The sequence below is a fragment of the Janibacter sp. HTCC2649 genome, assembly GCF_000152705.1.
Classification (GTDB): domain Bacteria; phylum Actinomycetota; class Actinomycetes; order Actinomycetales; family Dermatophilaceae; genus Knoellia.
Genome location: NZ_CH672413.1, coordinates 4,029,416 through 4,048,928, shown reverse-complemented (window position 1 = coordinate 4,048,928; position 19,513 = coordinate 4,029,416). Strand labels below are relative to the sequence as shown.

At 69.4% G+C, this 19,513-nt stretch carries 19 protein-coding genes; 2 read left to right on the top strand and 17 right to left on the bottom strand.

Translation table 11 applies throughout. From position 1 onward, the window contains the following. Nucleotides 1–116 precede the first annotated feature (116 nt). From JNB_RS19310 to JNB_RS19290, 5 genes are all read right to left on the bottom strand, one after another. Nucleotides 117–1,127 carry a sulfate/molybdate ABC transporter ATP-binding protein gene (locus JNB_RS19310; RefSeq protein ID WP_009778221.1) on the bottom strand — a complete coding sequence of 337 codons (1,011 nt, stop codon included), beginning with the start codon at nt 1,125–1,127 and terminating at the stop codon, nt 117–119. Beyond that, nucleotides 1,124–1,954: a sulfate ABC transporter permease subunit CysW gene (gene cysW / locus JNB_RS19305; RefSeq protein ID WP_009778220.1), complete on the bottom strand. Its 831-nt coding sequence runs from the start codon at nt 1,952–1,954 to the stop codon at nt 1,124–1,126. Before cysW ends, JNB_RS19310 begins: the two co-directional genes overlap by 4 nt. Next, nucleotides 1,951–2,874, bottom strand: a complete 924-nt coding sequence (gene cysT, locus JNB_RS19300; RefSeq protein WP_009778219.1) for a sulfate ABC transporter permease subunit CysT — start codon at nt 2,872–2,874, stop codon at nt 1,951–1,953. Before cysT ends, cysW begins: the two co-directional genes overlap by 4 nt. Next, complete coding sequence (locus JNB_RS19295; protein WP_009778217.1) at nt 2,871–3,917, bottom strand: extracellular solute-binding protein; 1,047 nt, start codon at nt 3,915–3,917, stop codon at nt 2,871–2,873. The genes cysT and JNB_RS19295 overlap by 4 nt, the downstream gene beginning before the upstream one ends. Nucleotides 3,918–4,053: 136 nt before the next feature. Then, nucleotides 4,054–5,142 carry an amidohydrolase family protein gene (locus JNB_RS19290; RefSeq protein ID WP_009778216.1) on the bottom strand — a complete coding sequence of 363 codons (1,089 nt, stop codon included), beginning with the start codon at nt 5,140–5,142 and terminating at the stop codon, nt 4,054–4,056. Between the two features lie 73 nt (nt 5,143–5,215). On the opposite strand from JNB_RS19290, the gene JNB_RS19285 reads away from it, so the two are divergent. Continuing rightward, nucleotides 5,216–5,692: a flavodoxin family protein gene (locus JNB_RS19285; protein WP_009778215.1), complete on the top strand. Its 477-nt coding sequence runs from the start codon at nt 5,216–5,218 to the stop codon at nt 5,690–5,692. 14 nt (nt 5,693–5,706) lie between these two features. On the opposite strand, the gene JNB_RS19280 is transcribed toward JNB_RS19285, so the two are convergent. From JNB_RS19280 to JNB_RS19255, 6 genes are all read right to left on the bottom strand, one after another. Further along, on the bottom strand, nt 5,707–6,546 hold the full coding sequence (locus JNB_RS19280) for a class I SAM-dependent methyltransferase (RefSeq protein WP_083784541.1): 840 nt from the start codon (nt 6,544–6,546) through the stop codon (nt 5,707–5,709). 68 nt (nt 6,547–6,614) lie between these two features. Continuing rightward, complete coding sequence (locus tag JNB_RS19275; protein WP_009778213.1) at nt 6,615–7,445, bottom strand: alpha/beta fold hydrolase; 831 nt, start codon at nt 7,443–7,445, stop codon at nt 6,615–6,617. Continuing rightward, complete coding sequence (gene ffh / locus JNB_RS19270; protein ID WP_009778212.1) at nt 7,442–9,052, bottom strand: signal recognition particle protein; 1,611 nt, start codon at nt 9,050–9,052, stop codon at nt 7,442–7,444. Before ffh ends, JNB_RS19275 begins: the two co-directional genes overlap by 4 nt. Nucleotides 9,053–9,095: 43 nt before the next feature. Then, the gene (locus tag JNB_RS19265) at nt 9,096–11,465 is read right to left on the bottom strand and encodes a [protein-PII] uridylyltransferase (protein WP_009778211.1); all 2,370 of its coding nucleotides are present in this window, start codon (nt 11,463–11,465) and stop codon (nt 9,096–9,098) included. Between the two features lie 99 nt (nt 11,466–11,564). Further along, on the bottom strand, nt 11,565–11,903 hold the full coding sequence (locus JNB_RS19260; protein ID WP_009778210.1) for a P-II family nitrogen regulator: 339 nt from the start codon (nt 11,901–11,903) through the stop codon (nt 11,565–11,567). After that, entirely contained in the window at nt 11,900–13,336 is a 1,437-nt protein-coding gene (locus JNB_RS19255) for an ammonium transporter (RefSeq protein ID WP_009778209.1), read from the bottom strand. The genes JNB_RS19260 and JNB_RS19255 overlap by 4 nt, the downstream gene beginning before the upstream one ends. 159 nt (nt 13,337–13,495) lie before the next feature. Here JNB_RS19255 and JNB_RS19250 point away from each other — a divergent pair, with 159 nt between their 5' ends. Next, nucleotides 13,496–13,888 (top strand): thiol-disulfide oxidoreductase DCC family protein, encoded by a 393-nt coding sequence (locus JNB_RS19250; RefSeq protein ID WP_009778208.1) that lies wholly within the window; start codon nt 13,496–13,498, stop codon nt 13,886–13,888. Here the strand turns inward: JNB_RS19250 and JNB_RS19245 are convergent. From JNB_RS19245 to JNB_RS19220, 6 genes are read right to left on the bottom strand one after another with little or no spacing between them, the layout of a single operon-like run. After that, nucleotides 13,821–14,756, bottom strand: a complete 936-nt coding sequence (locus tag JNB_RS19245) for an HTTM domain-containing protein (protein ID WP_148232522.1) — start codon at nt 14,754–14,756, stop codon at nt 13,821–13,823. The two genes, JNB_RS19250 and JNB_RS19245, sit on opposite strands and share 68 nt — an antisense overlap. Further along, a complete protein-coding gene (locus JNB_RS19240; protein ID WP_009778206.1) occupies nt 14,753–15,241 on the bottom strand; it encodes a hypothetical protein in 489 nt (162 codons plus the stop codon). Before JNB_RS19240 ends, JNB_RS19245 begins: the two co-directional genes overlap by 4 nt. 45 nt (nt 15,242–15,286) lie before the next feature. Then, on the bottom strand, nt 15,287–15,973 hold the full coding sequence (locus JNB_RS19235; RefSeq protein WP_009778205.1) for a maleylpyruvate isomerase N-terminal domain-containing protein: 687 nt from the start codon (nt 15,971–15,973) through the stop codon (nt 15,287–15,289). Next, a complete protein-coding gene (gene ftsY, locus JNB_RS19230; RefSeq protein ID WP_009778204.1) occupies nt 15,973–17,190 on the bottom strand; it encodes a signal recognition particle-docking protein FtsY in 1,218 nt (405 codons plus the stop codon). The genes JNB_RS19235 and ftsY overlap by 1 nt, the downstream gene beginning before the upstream one ends. A gap of 34 nt (nt 17,191–17,224) precedes the next feature. Further along, entirely contained in the window at nt 17,225–19,186 is a 1,962-nt protein-coding gene (locus JNB_RS19225) for a M13 family metallopeptidase (protein WP_009778203.1), read from the bottom strand. After that, nucleotides 19,186–19,437 (bottom strand): hypothetical protein, encoded by a 252-nt coding sequence (locus tag JNB_RS19220; RefSeq protein ID WP_009778202.1) that lies wholly within the window; start codon nt 19,435–19,437, stop codon nt 19,186–19,188. Before JNB_RS19220 ends, JNB_RS19225 begins: the two co-directional genes overlap by 1 nt. Between the last annotated feature and the right edge of the window lie 76 nt (nt 19,438–19,513).

Here is a 19,513-nt window from a genome sequence, read left to right as displayed (position 1 = left end):
CCGCCCGGATGGTCGCAAACCCAGCCGTCCGCGCGGACGCAAGGGTGCGGCATACGCCAACGTCCGCGCGGGTGGTCGAGAAGCCGACCATTCGCGCGGACTTGTGTTTGGCAGGGTCAGATGGCGAGGGCGGGCTCGGTCTCGGCGGGGTTGACGACGTTCACGGTGTGCGCGAAGACGGTGTCCCCGGCCGCGAGTGCGAGAGCGTCGGCCTCGGCCCGGGTCAGCTGGGCCGCGAACCGCTCGCCGCTGGTGGCGCGCAGGTCGACCCGCACCTCGAAGCCGAGCCGGACGACGCGCTCGACGACTGCCTCGATGACGCCGGGCGATCCGCCGACCCGGGCGTCGAGCTGCACCGCCCGTTCGAGGGTGCGGTGCAGCGCGATGTCGTGAGGGCGCACGAGCTGTCCGCCGAGACGCGCGACCGATCCGAGGAAGGACATGACGAAGTCGTTCGCCGGACGGTCATAGAGGGAGATCGGGTCACCAATCTGCTCGATCTGTCCCTTGTTGAGGACGGCGATGCGGTCGGCGACGTCGAGCGCCTCCTCCTGGTCGTGGGTGACGAGCACCGTCGTCACGTGGACCTCGTCGTGCAGGCGGCGCAGCCACTGCCGCAGGTCCGCACGCACCTTGGCGTCGAGGGCGCCGAACGGCTCGTCGAGGAGCAGCACCTCGGGGTCGACGGCCAGGGCGCGGGCCAGGGCCATGCGCTGGCGCTGCCCACCCGAGAGCTGGGCCGGGTAGCGGTGCTGGAACCCGTCGAGCCCGACGATCTCGAGCAGGTCGTCGACCTTGCGCTTGATCTCGGCCTTGGGGCGCTTGCGGATCGTGAGCCCGAAGGCGACGTTGTCGCGCACCGTCATGTGCTTGAACGCGGCGTAGTGCTGGAAGACGAAGCCGATCCCCCGCTTCTGAGGGGGTATGCCGGTGACGTCCGTTCCGTTGATGACGATCCGTCCGCCGTCGAGACTCTCCAGACCCGCGATGGCGCGCAGCAGGGTCGACTTGCCGGAGCCACTCGGACCCAGCAGGGCGGTGAGGCTGCCGGCCGGGATCTCGAGCGAGACGTCGTCGAGGGCGGTGAAGTCGCCGTAGTTCTTGCGGGCGCCGGTGACGCTGATCATCGTGTGCTCCTCTTGCGGTCGAGCAGGGTCATGCCGAGCAACGTCGCAACGGCAAGGCCCATGAGAAGGGTGGCGGCGGCATACGCGCCGTAGGTGTTGTGGTCGTCGATGTAGCGCGAGTGCACGAGCAGGGTGAGGGTCTGTGACACGCCGGGGAAGCCGGAGCTGACCATGATCACGGCGCCGAACTCACCGAGGGCGCGGGCAATCGTCAGCACCACGCCGTAGGTGAGGCCCCACCGGATCGCCGGGAGGGTGATGCGCCAGAACGTCTGCCACGAGCTCGCGCCCAGGGTCGAGGCCGCCTGCTCCTGCTCGGTGCCGATCTCGTGGAGGACGGGTTCGACTTCACGCACGACGAAGGGCAGGGTCACGAACAGGGTCGCGATGACCATGCCCGGCAGGCCGAAGATCACCTGGAAGCCGAGGCTCTCCACGCCACCGAACCAGCCGCCGGAACCCCACAGCAGGATCAGGGCGACTCCGACGACGATCGGTGAGACCGCGAACGGCAGGTCGACGACGGCTTGCAGCAGACCCTTGCCGGGGAACCGTCCGCGCACGAGGGCCAGTGCCGTGCTCACACCGAAGATCACGTTGAGCGGCACGACGATCGCGACGATGAGGACCGAGAGGTTGAGCGCCGAGATGGCCGCGGGTGTCCTGATCGAGTCGATGAACTCGCCGATGCCGGGCTGGAACGTGCGCCACAGGATGAGGACGATCGGGACCGCCACGAGGAGCGTGAGGTAGGCCAGCGCGATGGTGCGCAGGGCGAGTTTGGCCGGTGTCCGGGTCGAGGGTCCGGTGCGCGTGGCGGTGCTCATGACGCGGTCTCCTCACGGCGCAGCGAACGCCCGGCGAACCAGCGCAGCACCGCCAGCGTGAGGAAGGCGATCGCCAACAGGGCCACCGAGACCGCAGCCGCGTTGACCGGGCGGTCGATCTCGATCTGCTGCTGGATGTATTGGGACGCCACCTGGGTCTCGCGCGGGATGTTGCCGCCGATGAGGACGACGGAGCCGTACTCACCGATGGCGCGCGCGAACGCCAGTCCCGTGCCGGAGATGATCGCGGGCAGCAGGGTCGGCAGGACGACGCGGCGGAAGGTGACCCAGCTCGAGGCGCCGAGCGAGGCGGAGGCCTCCTCGACCTCTCGGTCGGCCTCGATGAGCACCGGCTGCACCGACCGGACGACGAACGGCAGGGTGACGAACGCCAGGGCCACCACGAGCCCGGGTTGGGTCGCGTTGAGGTGGATCCCCACCGGGCTGTTGGGTCCGTAGAGCGACAGGAGCACGATGCTCGCGACAATCGTCGGCAGCGCGAACGGCAGGTCGATGAGCGCGTTGACGATGCGTTTGCCCGGGAAGTCGTCGCGCACGAGCACCCACGCGATGAGCGTGCCCATGACCGCGTTGATCAGGGCCACGACCAGGGCGGCCACGATCGTGACGCGCAACGACGCGAGGGCAACCGGTGCGGTGACGGCCTCCCAGAAGCCGCCCCAGCCCTCCTCGAAGGACGTGACCGTGAGCGCGGCCAGCGGCAGCAGCACCATGACGCTGAGCCACAGGCCCACGACGCCGACCCCGAGCGGTCGCCCGACCACACCGAACCGCGAGCGCCCAACGGGGCGTGACGGTTCACTCTCGGCAGCACCCGGGTCTGACTCCGGTGGCTGCGCGCTCGGCGGCAGGGCCGACACGTCGGTGTCGTCCCTGCCGCCGGTCACGGTTGCCGTCATGTCAGGACGTCGCCTTGTCGTAGATGACCGCGATGGAGCCGGTGTCCTTCTGGAAGAGCGTGCCGTCGACGGTCTTCCACCCACCGAGGTCGTCGATCGTCCACAGCTTGGTCGGGGCCGGGAAGTCCTTGGCGAACTCCGCCGCGACCGTCGGGTCGACCGGGCGGAACCCTGCCTGCGCCCACAGCTTCGTGCGCCGCGGGGGTGTACAGGAAGTCACGGAACTTCGTGGCCTTCTCGACGTTCTTGCCCTTGGTCAGGACCGCGACGGGGTTCTCGATCTTGAACGTCGTGGGTGGCGTGACGTGCTCGACCGGGTCGCCCTTGCGCTCGGCGAAGAGCGCCTCGTTCTCATAGGACAGGAGCACGTCGCCCGTTCCCTGGAGGAACGTCTCAGTCGCCTCGCGACCAGACTTCGGCTGGACCTTGACGTGCCCGGTGACCAGCTGCTCGATGTAGGCGAGCCCGGCCGCGGCGTTCTTGCCACCGTCGCTCTTGGCGGCGTAGGGAGCGAGCAGGTTCCACTTGGCCGAACCCGAGCTGAACGGGTTGGGCGTGACGACCTCGACACCCGGCTTGAGCAGGTCGTCCCAGTCCTTGATGCCCTTGGGGTTGCCCTTGCGGGTCACGATCGTCACCACGGAGCCGAACGGGATGCCCTTGTGCTCGCCCGCGTTCCAGTCCGCGGCCACCAGGCCGGCGTCCACGAGGCGGGTGATGTCGGGCTCGACCGAGAAGTTGACGAAGTCGGCCTCGGCTCCGGCCGCGACCTTGCGCGACTGGTCACCCGACGCGCCGTAGGACTGCTGGAACGTCACGCCCTTGCCGTCGTCGGTGGCGTTGAACGCCGGGATGAGCTTGTCGAAACCGACCTTGGGCACGGCATACGCAAAGAGGTTGAGCGTGCTCGTCGAGGCGGGCGCTGCGCCCTCGGCCTTGGCCGCACCGGCCGTGTCGCTCGCGCCTCCGCCGGCACAGGCCGACATCACCAGCGCACCAGCGGTCGCGACGGCGGCCAGGGCGAGACGGGGATGACGACTCATGACAGAACTCCTTCATTCACGGCCCGGTAGAGCGGACCCAGGGTGGCCGCAATTCCTACCGGACACCTAGGAGTTTTGATAGTCAGACGTTATCCGTCAAATAACATCGCATTATATCTCGCATCGTGGATGCGGCTCAGTACGTCACGCCTCGCAGGACGATCGCGCTCGGCTCCCCCAGGGCGGTGATGTCGTGTCGCGGGTCACGGTCGAGGACGAGGAAGTCAGCGTCCGCGCCTTCCTCGAGGCCGGGACGTCCCAGCCACTCGCGCGCGCCCCAGGTAGCGGCAGCCAGGACCTGGGTGTTGGTGAAGCCGATCCTGCTCAGTTCCACGGCTTCCTGCGCCGCGAGTCCGTGGGCGATCGAACCTCCCGCGTCGGTCCCGAGATAGATGGGTATGCCGGCCTCTCGCGCCGCGCCGAACGTCTCGTAACGTCGTGCGTGCAGGTCAAGCATGCGCCGGTGGTAGTCGGGGAACTTCTCCTTGGCGGGCTCGGCGATGGCCGGGAACGTCGCGATGTTGACGAGGGTGGGAACGATCGCAATCCCCTGTGCCGCAAAGGAATCGATGGTGTCGGGCTCGAGACCGGTGGCGTGCTCGATGCAGTCGGTGCCGGCCGCCGCGAAGTCGCGCAGGGAGTCAGGACCGAAGCAGTGCGCCGTGGTGCGCGCGCCCTCCTCGTGGGCGGCGGCGATCGCCTCGATGAGCACGTCGCGGGGCCAGCAGGGCTCGAGGTCACCGGTGTCGCGATCGATCCAGTCGCCGACGAGCTTGACCCAGCCATCACCGGCACGCGCCTCGATACGGACCCGCTCGACGAGCTGCTCGGGCTCGACCTCGTGGGCGAAGTTGCGGATGTAGCGCTTCGGGCGGGCGATGTGGCGACCGGCACGGATGATCTTGGGGAGGTCGTCGCGTGCGTCGATCCAGCGCGTGTCCGCGGGCGAGCCGGCGTCCCGGATGAGCAGCGTCCCGTTGTCGCGGTCGGTCGTGGCCTGCTCCAGCGCGGTCTCGTCGTCCACGGCGCCGTGACGGTCAAGTCCCACATGGCAGTGGGCGTCGACCATGCCGGGCACGAACCAGCCGCGCAGGGTCTCGATGTCGTTGCCTGCCCCCGTGGGCCGTTCGAAGGTCAGCCGTCCCCCGACGACCCAGGCCTCGGGTCTCACGTCCTCGAGTCCGACGAGGACTTCGCCCAACAGGTGCAGCACCGGTGCCGTCATGGCTCCGACACTATCCACCCGCCCCGATCCACTCGCAGCCACGGCCAGCACGGCCGATCCGTACTCTGTGGCCATGGACCCCTCCACCGGTCGTCGTCGGCTCCTCGTCGTCCACCACACGCCGTCTCCCGGCATGCAGGCCATGCTCGAGGCAGTCCTCGAGGGCGCGCGGCACGAGGACATCGAGGGCGTCGACGTCGTCGTCCGTCCCGCGCTCACGGCCGCTGTCGTGGACGTCCTCGAGGCCGACGCCTGCTTGCTCGGCACACCCGCCAACATCGGCTACATGTCGGGGGCGCTCAAGCACTTCTTCGACCAGATCTACTACCCCTGCCTCACGGCCACGACCAAGCGTCCGTATGCCGCGTACGTGCACGGCAACGAGGGGCTCGAAGGAGCGGTGCGCGGCATCACGAGCATCGCGTCCGCCCTGGGTTGGGAGGCCGTCGCGCCACCGCTTGAGGTCATGGGAGCCCCTGACCGGGCGGCGCTGGACTCGTGCCGCGAACTCGGCGCCGTGCTCGCCGCATCGATCATGCCGGGAGCCTGAGCCCCCGTCTCGGGTCAGGGATGAGGTCGACCGCCGAGGGTGTAGCGGATGTCCTGCCACACCTCGATCTCACCGTGACCGTTCCGGGCCCCCTCGAGGTGGGCGGCGGCACGGTCCCGCACTCCCGCCACCTCGTCGGGCGGCACGCTGGCCCACATGGCCCGCTGGCCGGTGCCACGCGAGAAGGCCTCCCACCGCTCCACCGTGCCGAACCGAACGGGGAGGCGCACCGACCTCGTGCGCACGTCGGTGGCGCCTGCATCCGACAGGAGCTGCTCCATCCCCTCGTCGGATCCGAAATGGCTCTGCGGTCCCATCACCCTCGGGTCGCGCATCGCAGGCGGAAGCCACGGCCTGAACTCGCGATCAACCGAGCCCCACACCGGGTCCTGGTCGCCGAAGGTCGCCAGACCGATCCGGCCTCCCGGGGCAAGCAGGTGCACCCAACGCTCGAGCGCCACACGTGGTTCGGGGAGGAAGAAGAGGACCAGCGAGGAGGCCACGATGTCGAACTCGCCCGTGGGCAGATCCGGTTCCGACGCATCGCCGACCCGAAGATCGACGACCAGGCCCTGGCGGTCAAGGTCGGCCCGGGCGTGGGCGAGCATTCCTTCGCTCAGGTCCAGCCCCACGACGGATCCGGTCGCACCCACGCCTCTGGTGAGCAGCACCGTTGCCGCTCCACGGCCACAGCCCAAATCGACAGCACGTTCGCCCGAGGTCGGGGCGAGCTCGTCGACCAGCCCCTGAGCAATGGGCGCGAAGAAGTCCACTCCGCTCTGGTCGTAGTCGTCGGCGACCGCGTTGAACAGTGCGCCCACCCCGGGCCTTGCCCCCGAATCGCTGTCCGCCATGCCACCAGTGTCCGCCCGTTCGGCCCCGCATGGACCGGGTTTGCCCAACGCGCAGGAGCGGTGCGAACTCAGGAAGAGGCAGCGACGACTCGGCGCAGGGCCTCGATGACGACCTCGGGGGCGTCGGTGTGGACCCAGTGCGACGCACCCTTGACGGTCACCTGGCGCACCCGCGGGAAGAAGGCGCGCATCGTCTCGCCGTCCTCGTCCTTGATGTAGCTCGACTCGGAGCCAGCGATCCACAGGACGGGACCGGCGAACGGCTCCACCGAGCCCACGGCCAGCGGCCAGTCGGCGATGACCGACCCACTCCCGCGCGCAGCATCAGCGGCAAACAGCTCGACGTTGGCCTGCCAGCGCCAGGACGTGCCTTCGCGACGGAGGTTCTGCAGGAGGAAGGCCTTGACCCCAGCATTCGACTCCTCGAAGCGGGCCTCGGCATCCGCCCGGTCCGACAGCTCCCCCAGCGGCAGCGCCTGCATCTCGGCGATGTAGCCACTGAAGCGTTCGAGGTCGCCATACCCCTTGGGCGCGATGTCGACGATGACGAGCCGTGACACGAGGTCCGGCTCGGTCAGGGCGAGCACCATCGCGGTCTTGCCACCGAGTGAGTGGCCGACGACGATCCACGGCCCCGGGTCGATGGCGCGCAACGTGGAGGCGACCGACGCGGCATACGCCGCGAAGGAGAACTCTTCCGTCCACGGACTGCGACCGTGGTCGGGAAGGTCGACGAGCGTGCATCGCGCGAGGTCACCCTCGGGACCGGCCAGCGCCTTGGCGATCGTCGACCAGTTGCGCCCCTGACCGAACAGGCCATGGAGGAACGCGACGCGCGGCCCGGCAGTGCCGACCGACAGCGTGTGCAGCGGCCCGGTGTCCGCGGCCGCGGCGCTCACTTGCCCAGGAACTTCTCGAAGCCCTTGGGCAGCTGCGACGGGTCGAGGTTCGCGGGATCGATGCCGGCATCTGCCCCGGCTCCGCCACCGAACGAACCACCAGCCGGCTTGGCCGCGGCGCGCTGGGCGTCCGCCTGCGCGTCGGCCGCCCGCTTGGCAGGGTTGCCCGACTTCGACTTCTTGCCGCGGATCTGTTGCTGCTGCTGACGGGCCTTCTTGCCGCCGCCACCGCCCATGCCCGGCATACCGGGGATGCCGCCGCCGCGGGCGAGCTGCTTCATCATCTTCTGCGCCTCACCGAAGCGCTCGAGCAGCTGGTTGACCTCGGAGACGGTGACACCTGAACCGCCGGCGATGCGGGCGCGGCGGGAGCCGTTGATCTGCTTGGGGTGGTTGCGCTCGAACGGCGTCATCGAGCGGACCATCGCCTCGACGCGGTCGAACTCACGCTCGTCGAGGTTGTCGAGCTGTGCCGACATCTGCCCCATGCCCGGCATCATCTTGAGCATCGACTTGAGCGAGCCCATCTTCTTGATGGCCGACATCTGCTGGAGGAAGTCGTCGAACGTGAAGTCCTCGGCCGCGAGGAACTTGCGCTCCATCTCGGCGGCCTGGCCACGGTCGAACGCCTTCTCCGCCTGCTCGATGAGGGTGAGGACGTCACCCATGTCGAGGATGCGCGAGGCCATGCGGTCGGGGTGGAAGACCTCGAAGTCCTTCACGCCCTCGCCGGTCGAGGCGAACATGATCGGGCGGCCGGTGACCTTGGCGACCGACAGGGCCGCACCACCGCGGGCGTCACCGTCGAGCTTGGACAGGACGACACCGGTGAAGTCGACGCCCTCGAGGAACGCCTCGGCGGTCTCGACAGCAGCCTGACCGATCATCGCGTCGATGACGAAGAGGACTTCGTTGGGGTTGATGGCGGCGCGGATGTCTCCGGCCTGCTTCATCAGGTCGGCGTCGACCGCGAGGCGTCCGGCGGTGTCGACGATGACGACGTCGTGGTGCTTGTTGACTGCTTCGCGTATGCCGTCACGCGAGACCGTGACCGGGTCACCAAAGCTTCGGGTGCCTTCGCCGGTGCCGCCGACGGCGTCGTGGCCGCCGACGTTGCCCTGCTCGGGAGCGAAGACCGGGACGCCGGCACGCTCACCGACGACCTGGAGCTGGGTCACGGCGTTGGGTCGCTGGAGGTCGGCGGCGACGAGGATCGGGGTGTGGCCCTGGTCCTTGAGCCAGCGGGCGAGCTTGCCGGCGAGGGTCGTCTTGCCTGCGCCCTGGAGGCCCGCGAGCATGATGACGGTCGGGCCGGTCTTGGCGAAGCGGATCGTGCGGGTCTGCCCGCCGAGGATGTCGACGAGCTCCTCGTTGACGATCTTGACGATCTGCTGGGCCGGGTTGAGCGACTGGGAGACCTCGGCGCCGAGCGCACGCTCACGGACCGCCGACGTGAACTCCTTGACGACGGGCAGGGCCACGTCGGCATCGAGAAGCGCCATGCGGATGTCGCGGACGGTCTTGTTGACGTCGGACTCGGACAAGCGCCCCTTGGTACGGAGGTTCTTGAAGGTCGCTGTCAGGCGGTCGGAGAGGCTCGTGAACACCGCCCAAGGTTAACCGGAGTCAGGACCACCACTGACTTCGTGGTCAAACGGTGCCGTCGCAGGTGTCGATGACGGCGGCGACGACCTGCGCGACCTTGCCCGGGTCGAGCGGGCGACCCGAGAAGTCCGAGACGTAGAACGTGTCGAGGGTCTGACCGGCATACGTCGCAATGTGCGCCGACCGGACCGACACTCCCGCCTTCGCGAAGCACATTCCCAGCTCGTGGAGCAGCCCGGGGCGATCGTGGGCGCGCACCTCGATGACCGTGGCGTCCGTGCTCGCACCGGGCACCACGAGGGCCCGCGGTTGACCGGGCGTCCCGATCGTCGACGAACCACTGGGACGGGTGGCGAACTGACGGCGCCGGTCGAGCAGGCTCAACGGCGCCCGGTCACCGGTCGCCAGACGCATGAGACCGCGCACGAGACGGGCCTTCTCCGGCTCGGTGTCACTCGGGCTCTCGACGTGCCACTCGTTGACCGCGATCCCATCGACAGTGCGCAGCACGGCCGTGCGGACCACGAGCCCTTCGGCGGCGAGCAGCCCGGCCGTGTCGGCGAAGAGGCCCAGGCGGTCGCGGTCGGCGATGTCGATCCGGTAGGAGCCGCCGTTGGAGACGACGTCGACGTAGGGCTCCCCCGTGGCGAGGGTGTTGATGAGGTCATCCGGCACGAGCGACGGCTCCGAGTGGCCGACGGCCGGCGTCGGAGGGCTCAGGCGCGCCCGCACCGCTGTGGCGAACTGGCCCAGGAGCGCGGCCCGCCAGTCGGTCCAGGCCTTGGGTCCAGCAGCCACCGCATCGGCCTCGGTGAGAGCCAGCAGCAGCTCGAACTGGTCGGCCTCGCCGTCGACTGCGGCCAGGGCGGCGTCGATCGTGCGCGGGTCCGAGTGGTCGCGGCGGGTCGCGAGCTCGATGAGCGTGAGGTGCTCGCGCACGAGCGACGCGACGACCTCGACATCGGCCTCGGGGTGGCCGAGGCGACGCATGACCGTCTCGGCGATGGGCGCGCCCGTCACGGAGTGGTCGCGAGCGCCCGGGATCTTGCCGATGTCGTGGAGCAGGGCGGCGAGCAGCAGGAGGTCCGCACGTCCAACGCCGCGCAGCAGGCCCGTCGCGTGGACGACGGTCTCGATGAGGTGGCGGTCGACCGTGTGGCGGTGCACGGCATTGCGCTGCGGCCGCGAACGCACGGAAACCCACTCGGGCAGCCAGCGCTCGATGATGCCCTGCTGATCGAGCCCTTCCCAGACGGTGACGAGACCCGGGCCGGCGGCGAGCAGGTCACTGAAGAGGCCGCGTGCCAAAGGCGACCACGGGGTCGGCAGGTCGGCGCACTTCGTCGCGAGGTTCTCGAGGGTCGTCGGTGCAATGGGGAGGTTGGCCCGAGCCGCGAGCACCGCCGCCCGCAGGGGCAGGTGGGGGTCGCTGTCGATGAGCCGGCCGGTCCCGAGGACGACCTCGCCGTCGCTCTCGAACAGTCCGTAGCCCAGGGGCGTCATCTGCGGACGCCGCGGACCGACGCGCAGGACGCGAGCGCGCTGAGACTGGCTGGCCCGCCGAACGGTTCCGTCGAGGGCATAGGCGATGGCCCGGCCAGCGTCGGACACGTCGGCGAGCAGGTCGTCGGGGTCGTCGTAGCCCAAGAGCGCGGCGACGGCGTCGTGGTCCTCACGTCCGAGGCGGTCGCGTCCGCGACCGGTGGTGACGTGCACGGCGTCGCGCACATCGAGAAGGAGCCCGTATGCCGTGTCGACCTCACCTCGCGGTCGGTCGGCGAGCCAGGCCTCGGCGAGGGCGGCGAGGACGGTCATGTCACGCAGGCCGCCGTGCGCCTCCTTGAGCTCGGGCTCGATGGACTGGGCGAGGTCCCCGTGGCGGTGGTGGCGCACGGCCATGGCCTCGGTGAGCTGCGGCAGACGCTTGCGGGCATTGGCGCGCCAGTCGTGACTGACCGTGGCCCGAGCTGCTGCGACGACCTCGGCGTCCCCCGCGACAGCCGAGATGTCGAGCAGCCCCACGGCCGCGGTGAGGTCCTCGGCGGCGACCGTGCGGCACTGGCTCACGGTCCGCACGCTGTGGTCGAGTCGCACTCCGGCGTCCCAGATCGGGTACCAGATGCGGTCGGCGAGCCGGGTGATCTCGTCGGTCGAGAGCGTCCGTCCGTAGTGCAGGAGGACCAGGTCGTAGTCCGAGAGCGGTCCAGCGTCTCCCCTGCCCACGCTGCCCACCGCGGCGAGGGCGACACCCTCGACCCGCTGTCCCTTCGTCGCCTCCTGCCAGACGCCGTCCAACCACTCGCGGTTGAACTCCGCCAGCCGGAGTCGGCGCTGCACGCCCGAACCGGCAGTCTCGAAGGCCCGCGTTCCCGCGAGGTCGAGCCGTCGAGCCGCAACGTCCGTGACGTCCGTCATGCGTTCACTCCCCTAGATCTGTCGTGCCTGCCTGACCGAACCTGCCTTGTGTGCCTGAGCGGTCCCGGTACGGGCCCGCTCAGGCACACAAGGCGAGCCTCAGATGGCTTCGGAGCCGCGTTCTCCGGTGCGGACGCGGACGACGTCCTCGACCGGCACGGTCCAGATCTTCCCGTCGCCGATGCGACCGGTCTGGGCGGCCTTGAGGATGACGTCGGCGACGCTGGAGGCGTCCATGTCATCCACGAGGACCTCGACGCGGATCTTGGGCACGAAGTCGACGTTGTACTCAGCGCCGCGGTAGACCTCGCTGTGTCCGCGCTGGCGGCCATAGCCGGACGCCTCGCTGACCGTCATGCCGGAGATGCCGTAGGCCTCGAGAGCTTCCTTCACCGCGTCCAGCTGGTGGGGCTTGATGATGGCGGTGATGAGCTTCATGCCTTGACTCCTTCGGAGGTGAGCTCGTCGTGGTGACGGGCATCGTGGGACAGCGCGCCGGACGACGTCGTACCCAGGCGTCCACCACGGGACACCAGGTCGTAGCCGGACTCAGCGTGCTCGGACTGGTCGATGCCCGCAACCTCGTCGTCGTCGGAGATGCGCCAGCCCATCGTGCGCTTGAGGGCCAGACCGATGATGGCGGTGACGATTCCGGAGACGATGATCGAGGCGAGCGCGATGACAATCTGCACCACGAGCTGCTTCGGGCCGTCACCGTAGAACAGGCCACCGGAGGTCGCGAGGAGGCCGGCACCGACGGTGCCCCAGATGCCAGCGACGAGGTGGACGCCGACGACGTCGAGGGAGTCGTCGTAGCCGAAGCGGAACTTCAGACCGACGGCGAGGGCCGCGAGGACACCAGCAACGGCACCGAGGACGATCGAGCCAACGGGCGACAGGGCGCCACAGGCCGGGGTGATGGCAACGAGACCCGCGACGACACCGGACGCGGCACCGACCGAGGTGGCGTGACCGTCACGCAGCTTCTCGACGACGAGCCATCCAAGGATCGCGGCGCAGGTCGCGACCGTGGTGTTGACCCAGACGAGGCTGGCGACACCGTCGGCGGCGAGCTCGGAGCCGGCGTTGAAGCCGAACCAACCGAACCACAGCAGACCGGCACCGAGCATGACGAGCGGCACGTTGTGCGGGCGCATGGCGGTCTTGCCGAAGCCGAGGCGCTTGCCGACGATGAGGGCGAGCACGAGGCCAGCCATACCGGCGTTGATGTGGACCACGGTTCCACCCGCGAAGTCGATGGGCAGGACGTTCGCCGCACCGTCGGTCGCACCGAAGATCTTGGCCGAGATGCCGTCAGCGGAGCCGCTGAGCAGTCCGCCGCCCCACACCATGTGCGCGATCGGGAAGTAGGCCAGGGTCACCCAGAAGGCGCTGAAGACCAGCCAGGTCGAGAACTTCACGCGGTCGGCGATGGCACCGCTGATGAGCGCGACGGTGATGATCGCGAAGGTGAGCTGGAACCCGACGAAGAGGACCTCGGGGATCCAGGCGCCGGACCCGAAGACGTCGATGACGGCCGTGCCGTTGGCGTCCAGGGTGGCGCCGGTGGCGTCACCGACGACGCCCTTGAGGCCGAAGTTCTCGAAGGGGTTGCCGATGATGCCGCCGATGTTGGCGCCGCCGAAGGACATCGAGTAGCCCCACAGCACGTAGATGACACCGACGACGCCCATGGCGCCGAACGACATCATCATCATGTTGAGGACGGATTTGGCGCGCGTCATGCCGCCGTAGAAGAGGGCGAGGCCCGGCGTCATCAGCAGCACCAGGGAGGAGCAGAGGATGACGAAGGCTGTCGCCGATGCGTCGATCGCGGGAGTGTCCGCGAGAGGGAGGAGTGTTGGGCTCATGGGGAAGGAGTCTGCGATCGGCCCGTTTCACGTCGCACCGCCTTGTGTTACAGCCATGTTGCACGTTCCCCGTGCGCGTAAGAAGTGTGTTTCGCAAGCGCGGAGGGTATGCCGCCTGCCCGCGTTCGAGGGTCAGCTCACCGGTGCGACACTGGAGTCATGGCCACTTCGGTACTCATCTATGACGGTGACTGCGGCGTCTGCACGAAGCTGTCCCGGTTCGTCACCACGGGGGTGCGCAGGACGGCTGGCGATTTCGCCGTGAGCGCCTACCAGGACGCAGACCTCGACGCGCTCGGCCTCACGGCGGAGCAGTGCGACGAAGCACTCCAGTGGGTGTCGTCCACCGGGCGGGTCAGTTCGGCCCAGGACGCCGTCGCACGAGTCCTCCTGGCCGGCCGTGCGCCGTTCAAGCCGCTCGGCGCCGTCATCCTCGTCCCCGGCATCAACGCCCTCGCCGGACTGGTCTACCGCTGGGTCGCGCTCAACCGGCACCGGCTGCCCGGTGGGACACCGGCGTGCTCGCTTCCGGCAGCTCAGCGCCCGAGCTGACTCCTCCGACCTTTCTCTCGACCCACCATCGGCCGGCGCGGCTCCTCCCCCAGCGCGCCCGCAGGCGGTCCGCATACTCCTCCAGCGGGAGGAACGCGAGCATCATCACGAGGTGCGGCCAGAACGCGATCGTGATCGCGGCATACGTCATGGCATGGAAGACGAACCAGCCGGCGACGGCACGTCGTCGCCACCTCTCCGACAGCAGGAAGATCACCGGAGCCGTGATCTCGGCGATCATCAGTCCCCACTGAGCCGCGTGCAGGGTCCACGGGACCTCGAGGAGCCACTCGGCCCACGGTGTGCCGCGGCGCACCACGGCGCGCACCATGGTGGCCGAGTTGACCCACTCCACCCCGCCGAAGCGGAGCTTGGCCCACGCGGAGAGGAAGTAGGTCGCGACAGCAGCCATCTGCACGGCCCGGAGCGCGAAGCCGGCGGCCTCGGAGCGGCGACGGTCCGACAGGTGCGCGAGGCCCACGGTCGGCAGCAGGGCGAGCGCGACGACGAAGTCTGCGCGGTCGTGGTCGACCTTGCCGTAGCTGAAGGCGACGTACTGGTACCAGATCCAGCCCACGGCGACGGCCCAGCCGAGCAGTCGTGGCGCCCGGCCGGTCATGGCCGCGAGAGCCGCCAGGACGCAGCCCCACTTGAGGCCCTGGACGAGCAGCACCGAGGCCGCGGGCAGGTGCAGCACCTTGCCCATGACCAACGGTTCGTACCAGACCGGGTCGGCATAACCGTGGTACCAGCCCGACGTGTGGAGCAGCAGGACGTCGATGATGACGAAGGCGAAGACGAGCCAGCGCAGGACCGCGACGCGGGCCACGGGCATGGGCGCGAACAACCACCCGGACAGGCGCTTCATGACGCCGACCACTCGGCCAGGACCTCGGTCTGGACCTCACCCGTGGGCTTGCGGTCCACCACGACGATCTTGTGCACGACGACCCGCAGGCCCAACCAGGCGGCGGAGTTCGGTCGTAGCCTGGAGTGGCTCTCTGCCAGGGTGCCGAGGCGGGCAGGGTCGGCCTTGATCTGAGGGATCCGGCCCTCGATCTCGGCCCGGTTGACCCCGACGTTCGCCGGGCTGAGGGGCGCCGGGATCCACACGGCTGGGGCGTCGGCCGTGCGGACCTCGATACCGGTTGACCAGACCGATCCCGTTGCGGCCTGCGACGTGGAGAACATCCGCCAAGGGCTGAACGGCCACCAGTGGTCGTTGCCGATGAGCGAGCCGGCGCAGAAGAGCCCGATCAGCGCAACCGTCACGGCCGTCCGCCATGCCTTCGCGACCCCGCTCAGCCGCACCGGCTCGGCGGTCGCGACCTCCGTTCTCTCCCCCACGCTCATGGGCCAGAGGCTACGCGGCCCGCGGCGACCCGGAGAAACGAACACTCAGAAGGCCGAGATGCTCCCGGTCAGTCGCTGGGGACGACTCAGCGCCCGCACCATGGCCACCTGCCCGTGCCGCGCCAGCGCGACGTCGGCCAGCAGGCCGAGGACGGCAGACACCACGGTGGGCTCGTGCTCTGGCGTGGGGAGGTCGACACTCGACGCCAGGTCGTCGCCGTGGACGACGAGCTCCATCATCCGGGTCGTGAGGTAGTCCGGCGTGGCGAGGGACCAGCCCTGCCACGGGATGTGGATGACGTCGGGCTCCCGCGGCTGCGCGAAGAGCGCCGGAAGGTCGGCGAGTGCGCCACGCCCGAGGTCGAGCACTGCGTCAGGCCCGGCCTCGGCTGCGGCGTTGTCCTTGGCGTTCTGGTCCGGGTCCAGGTCTCCCTCACGCGAGGCCGCGACCCACGGCGCCTGCGCGTAGTGGTCGAGCAGGCCGATGACGGGCGCGTCTGTCGGCGCCGGTGCAGCCAGCCCCTTGCCGCAGTTCACGAGCTGCTGGAGCAGGTGGTGGGTCAGCCCGCCCACCGTCATCCCGTCGCAGGAGCTCTCGTGTGCCCACGCGTCCCGCACCTCGTCACGGGACGCGAGCTCCAGAGAGACCGAGGCGCACGAGAGGAAGGCGGCCCCCGCGACGTCGCGATCCAGGACCGGGCCCAGCCGGACAGGATGGACGGGAGTGCTCATCAGTCGATGATGGCGTCGACGAAGCCCTCGGGGTCGAACGGCGCGAGGTCGTCGGGTCCCTCGCCCAGCCCGATGAGCTTCACGGGGACGCCGAGCTTGCGCTGGACGGCGACGACGATGCCGCCCTTGGCGGTGCCGTCGAGCTTGGTGAGGACGATGCCGGTGATGCCGACGACCTCGCTGAAGACCTCGGCCTGACGCAGGCCGTTCTGGCCCGTCGTGGCGTCGAGGACGAGGAGGACCTCGTCGATGGGGCTCTGCTTCTCGATGACGCGCTTGACCTTGCCGAGCTCGTCCATGAGGCCGACCTTGTTGTGGAGCCGGCCGGCGGTGTCGATGATGACGACGTCGGACTCGAGTTCCGCGGCGCCCTTGACGGCGTCGAAGGCGACGGCAGCCGGGTCGGCACCGTCGCGGTCGGAGCGGATCGTGGGCACGCCCACGCGCTCACCCCAGGTCTGGAGCTGGTCGGCGGCGGCGGCACGGAACGTGTCGGCCGCTCCGAGGACGACGTCCTTGTCCTCGGCGACGAGGACGCGGGCGAGCTTGCCGACCGTGGTGGTCTTGCCGGTGCCGTTGACGCCGACGACGACGATCACCGCCGGGCGGCCGTCCACGCGGGACGACGCGATCGAGCGGTCCATCGAGGGGTCGACGAGGGCGATGAGCTCCTCACGCAGCCAGCCGCGCACGGTGGCCTCGTCGGCGGTCCCGTGGACCCTGACCTTGGTGCGCAGGGCGTCGACGAGCTCGGTGGTGGCCTCGACACCGAGGTCGGCCGTGAGGAGGGTGTCCTCGACGTCCTCCCAGGCCTGCTCGTCGAGGTCGCCGCGCGAGAGCAGCGCGAGCAGACCCTTGCCCAGCGCCGTGTTGGAGCGGGCGAGGCGGGCGCGCAGTCGCTGCAGTCGGGTCTGCGGGGACTCCGGACGCTCGACGTCCGGGACCGTGGTCGTGGGGAGGTCTTCGACGACCGCCGCGTCATCAACCGGCGCCGGAAGGGTGTCGACGGACGACCCACCAGTCGGCAGATCGTCATGATCGTCGGCTCCGCCAGCAGATCCCGGCCGCGTTGGCGACGCGTCAGCTGGCCGGTCGCCGGGCAGCTCCTTGGTGGCTCCACCTCGCCCTCGCAGGAGTGCTGCTGCAAGTCCGCCGAGGACGACGAGCAGGCCGAAGCCGATGGCAAGGAATTCCCAGAGGGTGTCGATGGCGCTCACGCAGTCATCCTCGCATCACGCTGGGACGGCTCCGTCAGAAGATCCGGACGCGGTCCTTCTCGGGCACCCACATCGCGTCACCCTCGGTGACGTCGAAGGCTTCGTGGAACTCGCTGAGGTTGCGCACGGCGTTGGCGCGCAGGTCCATCGGCGCGTGCGGGTCGATGGCGATGAGGCGCACGGCCTCGGCCTCGCGGGCCAGACCGCACCACACGCGGGCCCAACCGACGAAGAACCGCTGGTCACCCGTGAGGTCGTCGAGGACCGGCGCGTCGCCACCTTCGGTGGAGATCCGGTATGCCGCGTGCCCGATCGTGAGCCCGCCGAGGTCACCGATGTTCTCGCCGACCGTGAGCGCGCCGTTGACCTTGTGCCCCGGGGCGTCGCGCGACTCCAGGTCGTTGAACTGGGCGATGAGCCGCTGGGCGCGACCGTCGAAGTTCTCGCGGTCGGCCTCGGTCCACCAGTTGCGCAGGTTGCCCGAGCCGTCGAACTGCGAGCCCTGGTCATCGAAGCCGTGGCCGAGCTCGTGTCCGATGACCGCACCGATGCCGCCGTAGTTGACGGCATCGTCGGCGTCGACGTCGAAGAAGGGCGGCTGCAGGATCGCGGCCGGGAAGACGATCTCGTTGAGCCCGGGGTTGTAGTAGGCGTTGACCGTCTGCGGCGTCATGAACCACTCGTCGCGGTCGACGGGTCCACCGAGCTTGGCGAGGTTGCGGTCGATCTCGAAGGCCGAGGCCCTCGCGACATTGCCGACCAGGTCGTCGCCGTCGACGGCGAGCGCGGAGTAGTCGCGCCACTCGTCGGGATAGCCGATCTTGGGAGTGAACGCCTCGAGCTTGGCGACGGCCTCGCGTCGCGTGTCGGCGCCCATCCACTCGAGGGTCTCGAAGTTGCGGCGGAACGCCTCGACGAGGTTGGCGACGAGCTCGACCATCCGGTCCTTGGCCCGCGGCGGGAAGTGCTGCTCGACGTAGAGCTGCCCGACGGCCTCGCCGAGCGCCTCCTCGACCAGACCCACGCCGCGCTTCCAGCGCTCCCGGATCTCCGGGACGCCGGAGAGGGTGCGGCCGAAGAAGTCGAAGTTCTCGGCGACGATCGCATCGGTGAGATAGGGCGCGAGGGCGTGGACGACGCGCCAGCGCAGCCAGTCCTGCCAGTGCGCGAGCTCGACCTCGGACAGGGCTGCACTGATGGCCTGCAGGAAGTCGGGCTGGCGGGCGATGACCTGGTCGAACGCGCCGTCGGGCGCCTGAGCGCCCTCGAGGAAGGCGTCCCAGTCGACGCCGGGCGTCAGCTCGTCGAGCTCTGCCCGGTCGACGAGGGTGTAGGTCTTGACCGCGTCACGGTTGGCGACGGTGTCCCAGTGCGAGGCCGCAAGGCGGGTCTCGAGGGCCACGACCCGGTCGGCGGCAGCGGTCGCCGCGTCACCGGCATACGCGCCGGAGAGGGTGAGCAGTCGCGCAACGTGAGCCGGGTAGGCCGAACGGATCGCCTCGTGCTGCGGCTCGCGGTAGTAAGCCTCGTCGGGCAGACCGATGCCGGCCTGCTCGAGGTAGACGACATAGCGAGTCGAGTCCCGGTCGTCCGTGTTGACGATGGGGTGGACGAGGCCGTCCACCCCGGCGCGCAGGAAGCGACCGAGGAGGGCGAGGACATCACGCGTGCTGGCGACCTCGTCGATGGCGCTCAGGAACGGCGCGAGTGGCTCGACGCCGAGCTGCTCGATGCGCGCCTCGTCCATGAACGAGCGGTAGAGGTCGCCGACCTTGCGCGCGACCGTGCCGGACTCCGGGTTGCCTGAAGCGACGGCGGCGATGATGTCGTGCACCTGCTGCTCTGCGCTCTCACGCAGCATGTCGAACGAGCCGTAGCGACCGCGGTCAGCGGGGATCTCGGTGCGTGCCACCCAGCCGCCGTTGACGTGGCCGAAGAGATCGTCCTGGGGACGGATTTCGGGGTCGCTGGCGGAGTGGTCGATCCCGGAGCGCATCAGGAGCGAGCGGGGTCGACGGGAACGGTCGGGGACACGTCCGTGTCCGTCGCCGCCTCACCGTCCTCGGTGTCGTCGCGCTCCAGGCGCTGACGGGCCGACTGCTGACGCTCCTTGAGGGCACTCACGACCTCTTCACCCTTGGACGTGAGGAGGTCACGACCATCACGTCGCGCAGGCACCGCGACGAGCGCAACAACTGCCAGAGCGAGTCCGACGCAGACGAGCATGCCAATGATGAGCGCAACCATGAGTCAAGAGTCTCCCAGGGTGGCCCTCCCTGCAAAACGACACCCCGCAGTGAGATGGCGCGCGTGCACGGCCGGG

Excerpts from the sequence above, each read along its gene's own strand:
- JNB_RS19260 (WP_009778210.1), bottom strand. The coding sequence starts at position 11,903 with ATGAAGCTCATCACCGCCATCATCAAGCCCCACCAGCTGGACGCGGTG.
- cysW (WP_009778220.1), bottom strand. The coding sequence starts at position 1,954 with ATGAGCACCGCCACGCGCACCGGACCCTCGACCCGGACACCGGCCAAA.
- JNB_RS19240 (WP_009778206.1), bottom strand. The coding sequence starts at position 15,241 with ATGAGCGTGGGGGAGAGAACGGAGGTCGCGACCGCCGAGCCGGTGCGG.
- JNB_RS19280 (WP_083784541.1), bottom strand. The coding sequence starts at position 6,546 with ATGGCGGACAGCGATTCGGGGGCAAGGCCCGGGGTGGGCGCACTGTTC.
- JNB_RS19250 (WP_009778208.1), top strand. The coding sequence starts at position 13,496 with ATGGCCACTTCGGTACTCATCTATGACGGTGACTGCGGCGTCTGCACG.
- JNB_RS19225 (WP_009778203.1), bottom strand. The coding sequence starts at position 19,186 with ATGCGCTCCGGGATCGACCACTCCGCCAGCGACCCCGAAATCCGTCCC.
- JNB_RS19220 (WP_009778202.1), bottom strand. The coding sequence starts at position 19,437 with ATGGTTGCGCTCATCATTGGCATGCTCGTCTGCGTCGGACTCGCTCTG.
- JNB_RS19255 (WP_009778209.1), bottom strand. The coding sequence starts at position 13,336 with ATGAGCCCAACACTCCTCCCTCTCGCGGACACTCCCGCGATCGACGCA.
- JNB_RS19265 (WP_009778211.1), bottom strand. The coding sequence starts at position 11,465 with ATGACGGACGTCACGGACGTTGCGGCTCGACGGCTCGACCTCGCGGGA.
- JNB_RS19310 (WP_009778221.1), bottom strand. The coding sequence starts at position 1,127 with ATGATCAGCGTCACCGGCGCCCGCAAGAACTACGGCGACTTCACCGCC.
- cysT (WP_009778219.1), bottom strand. The coding sequence starts at position 2,874 with ATGACGGCAACCGTGACCGGCGGCAGGGACGACACCGACGTGTCGGCC.
- JNB_RS19295 (WP_009778217.1), bottom strand. The coding sequence starts at position 3,917 with ATGAGTCGTCATCCCCGTCTCGCCCTGGCCGCCGTCGCGACCGCTGGT.
- JNB_RS19245 (WP_148232522.1), bottom strand. The coding sequence starts at position 14,756 with ATGAAGCGCCTGTCCGGGTGGTTGTTCGCGCCCATGCCCGTGGCCCGC.
- JNB_RS19285 (WP_009778215.1), top strand. The coding sequence starts at position 5,216 with ATGGACCCCTCCACCGGTCGTCGTCGGCTCCTCGTCGTCCACCACACG.
- JNB_RS19290 (WP_009778216.1), bottom strand. The coding sequence starts at position 5,142 with ATGACGGCACCGGTGCTGCACCTGTTGGGCGAAGTCCTCGTCGGACTC.
- JNB_RS19235 (WP_009778205.1), bottom strand. The coding sequence starts at position 15,973 with ATGAGCACTCCCGTCCATCCTGTCCGGCTGGGCCCGGTCCTGGATCGC.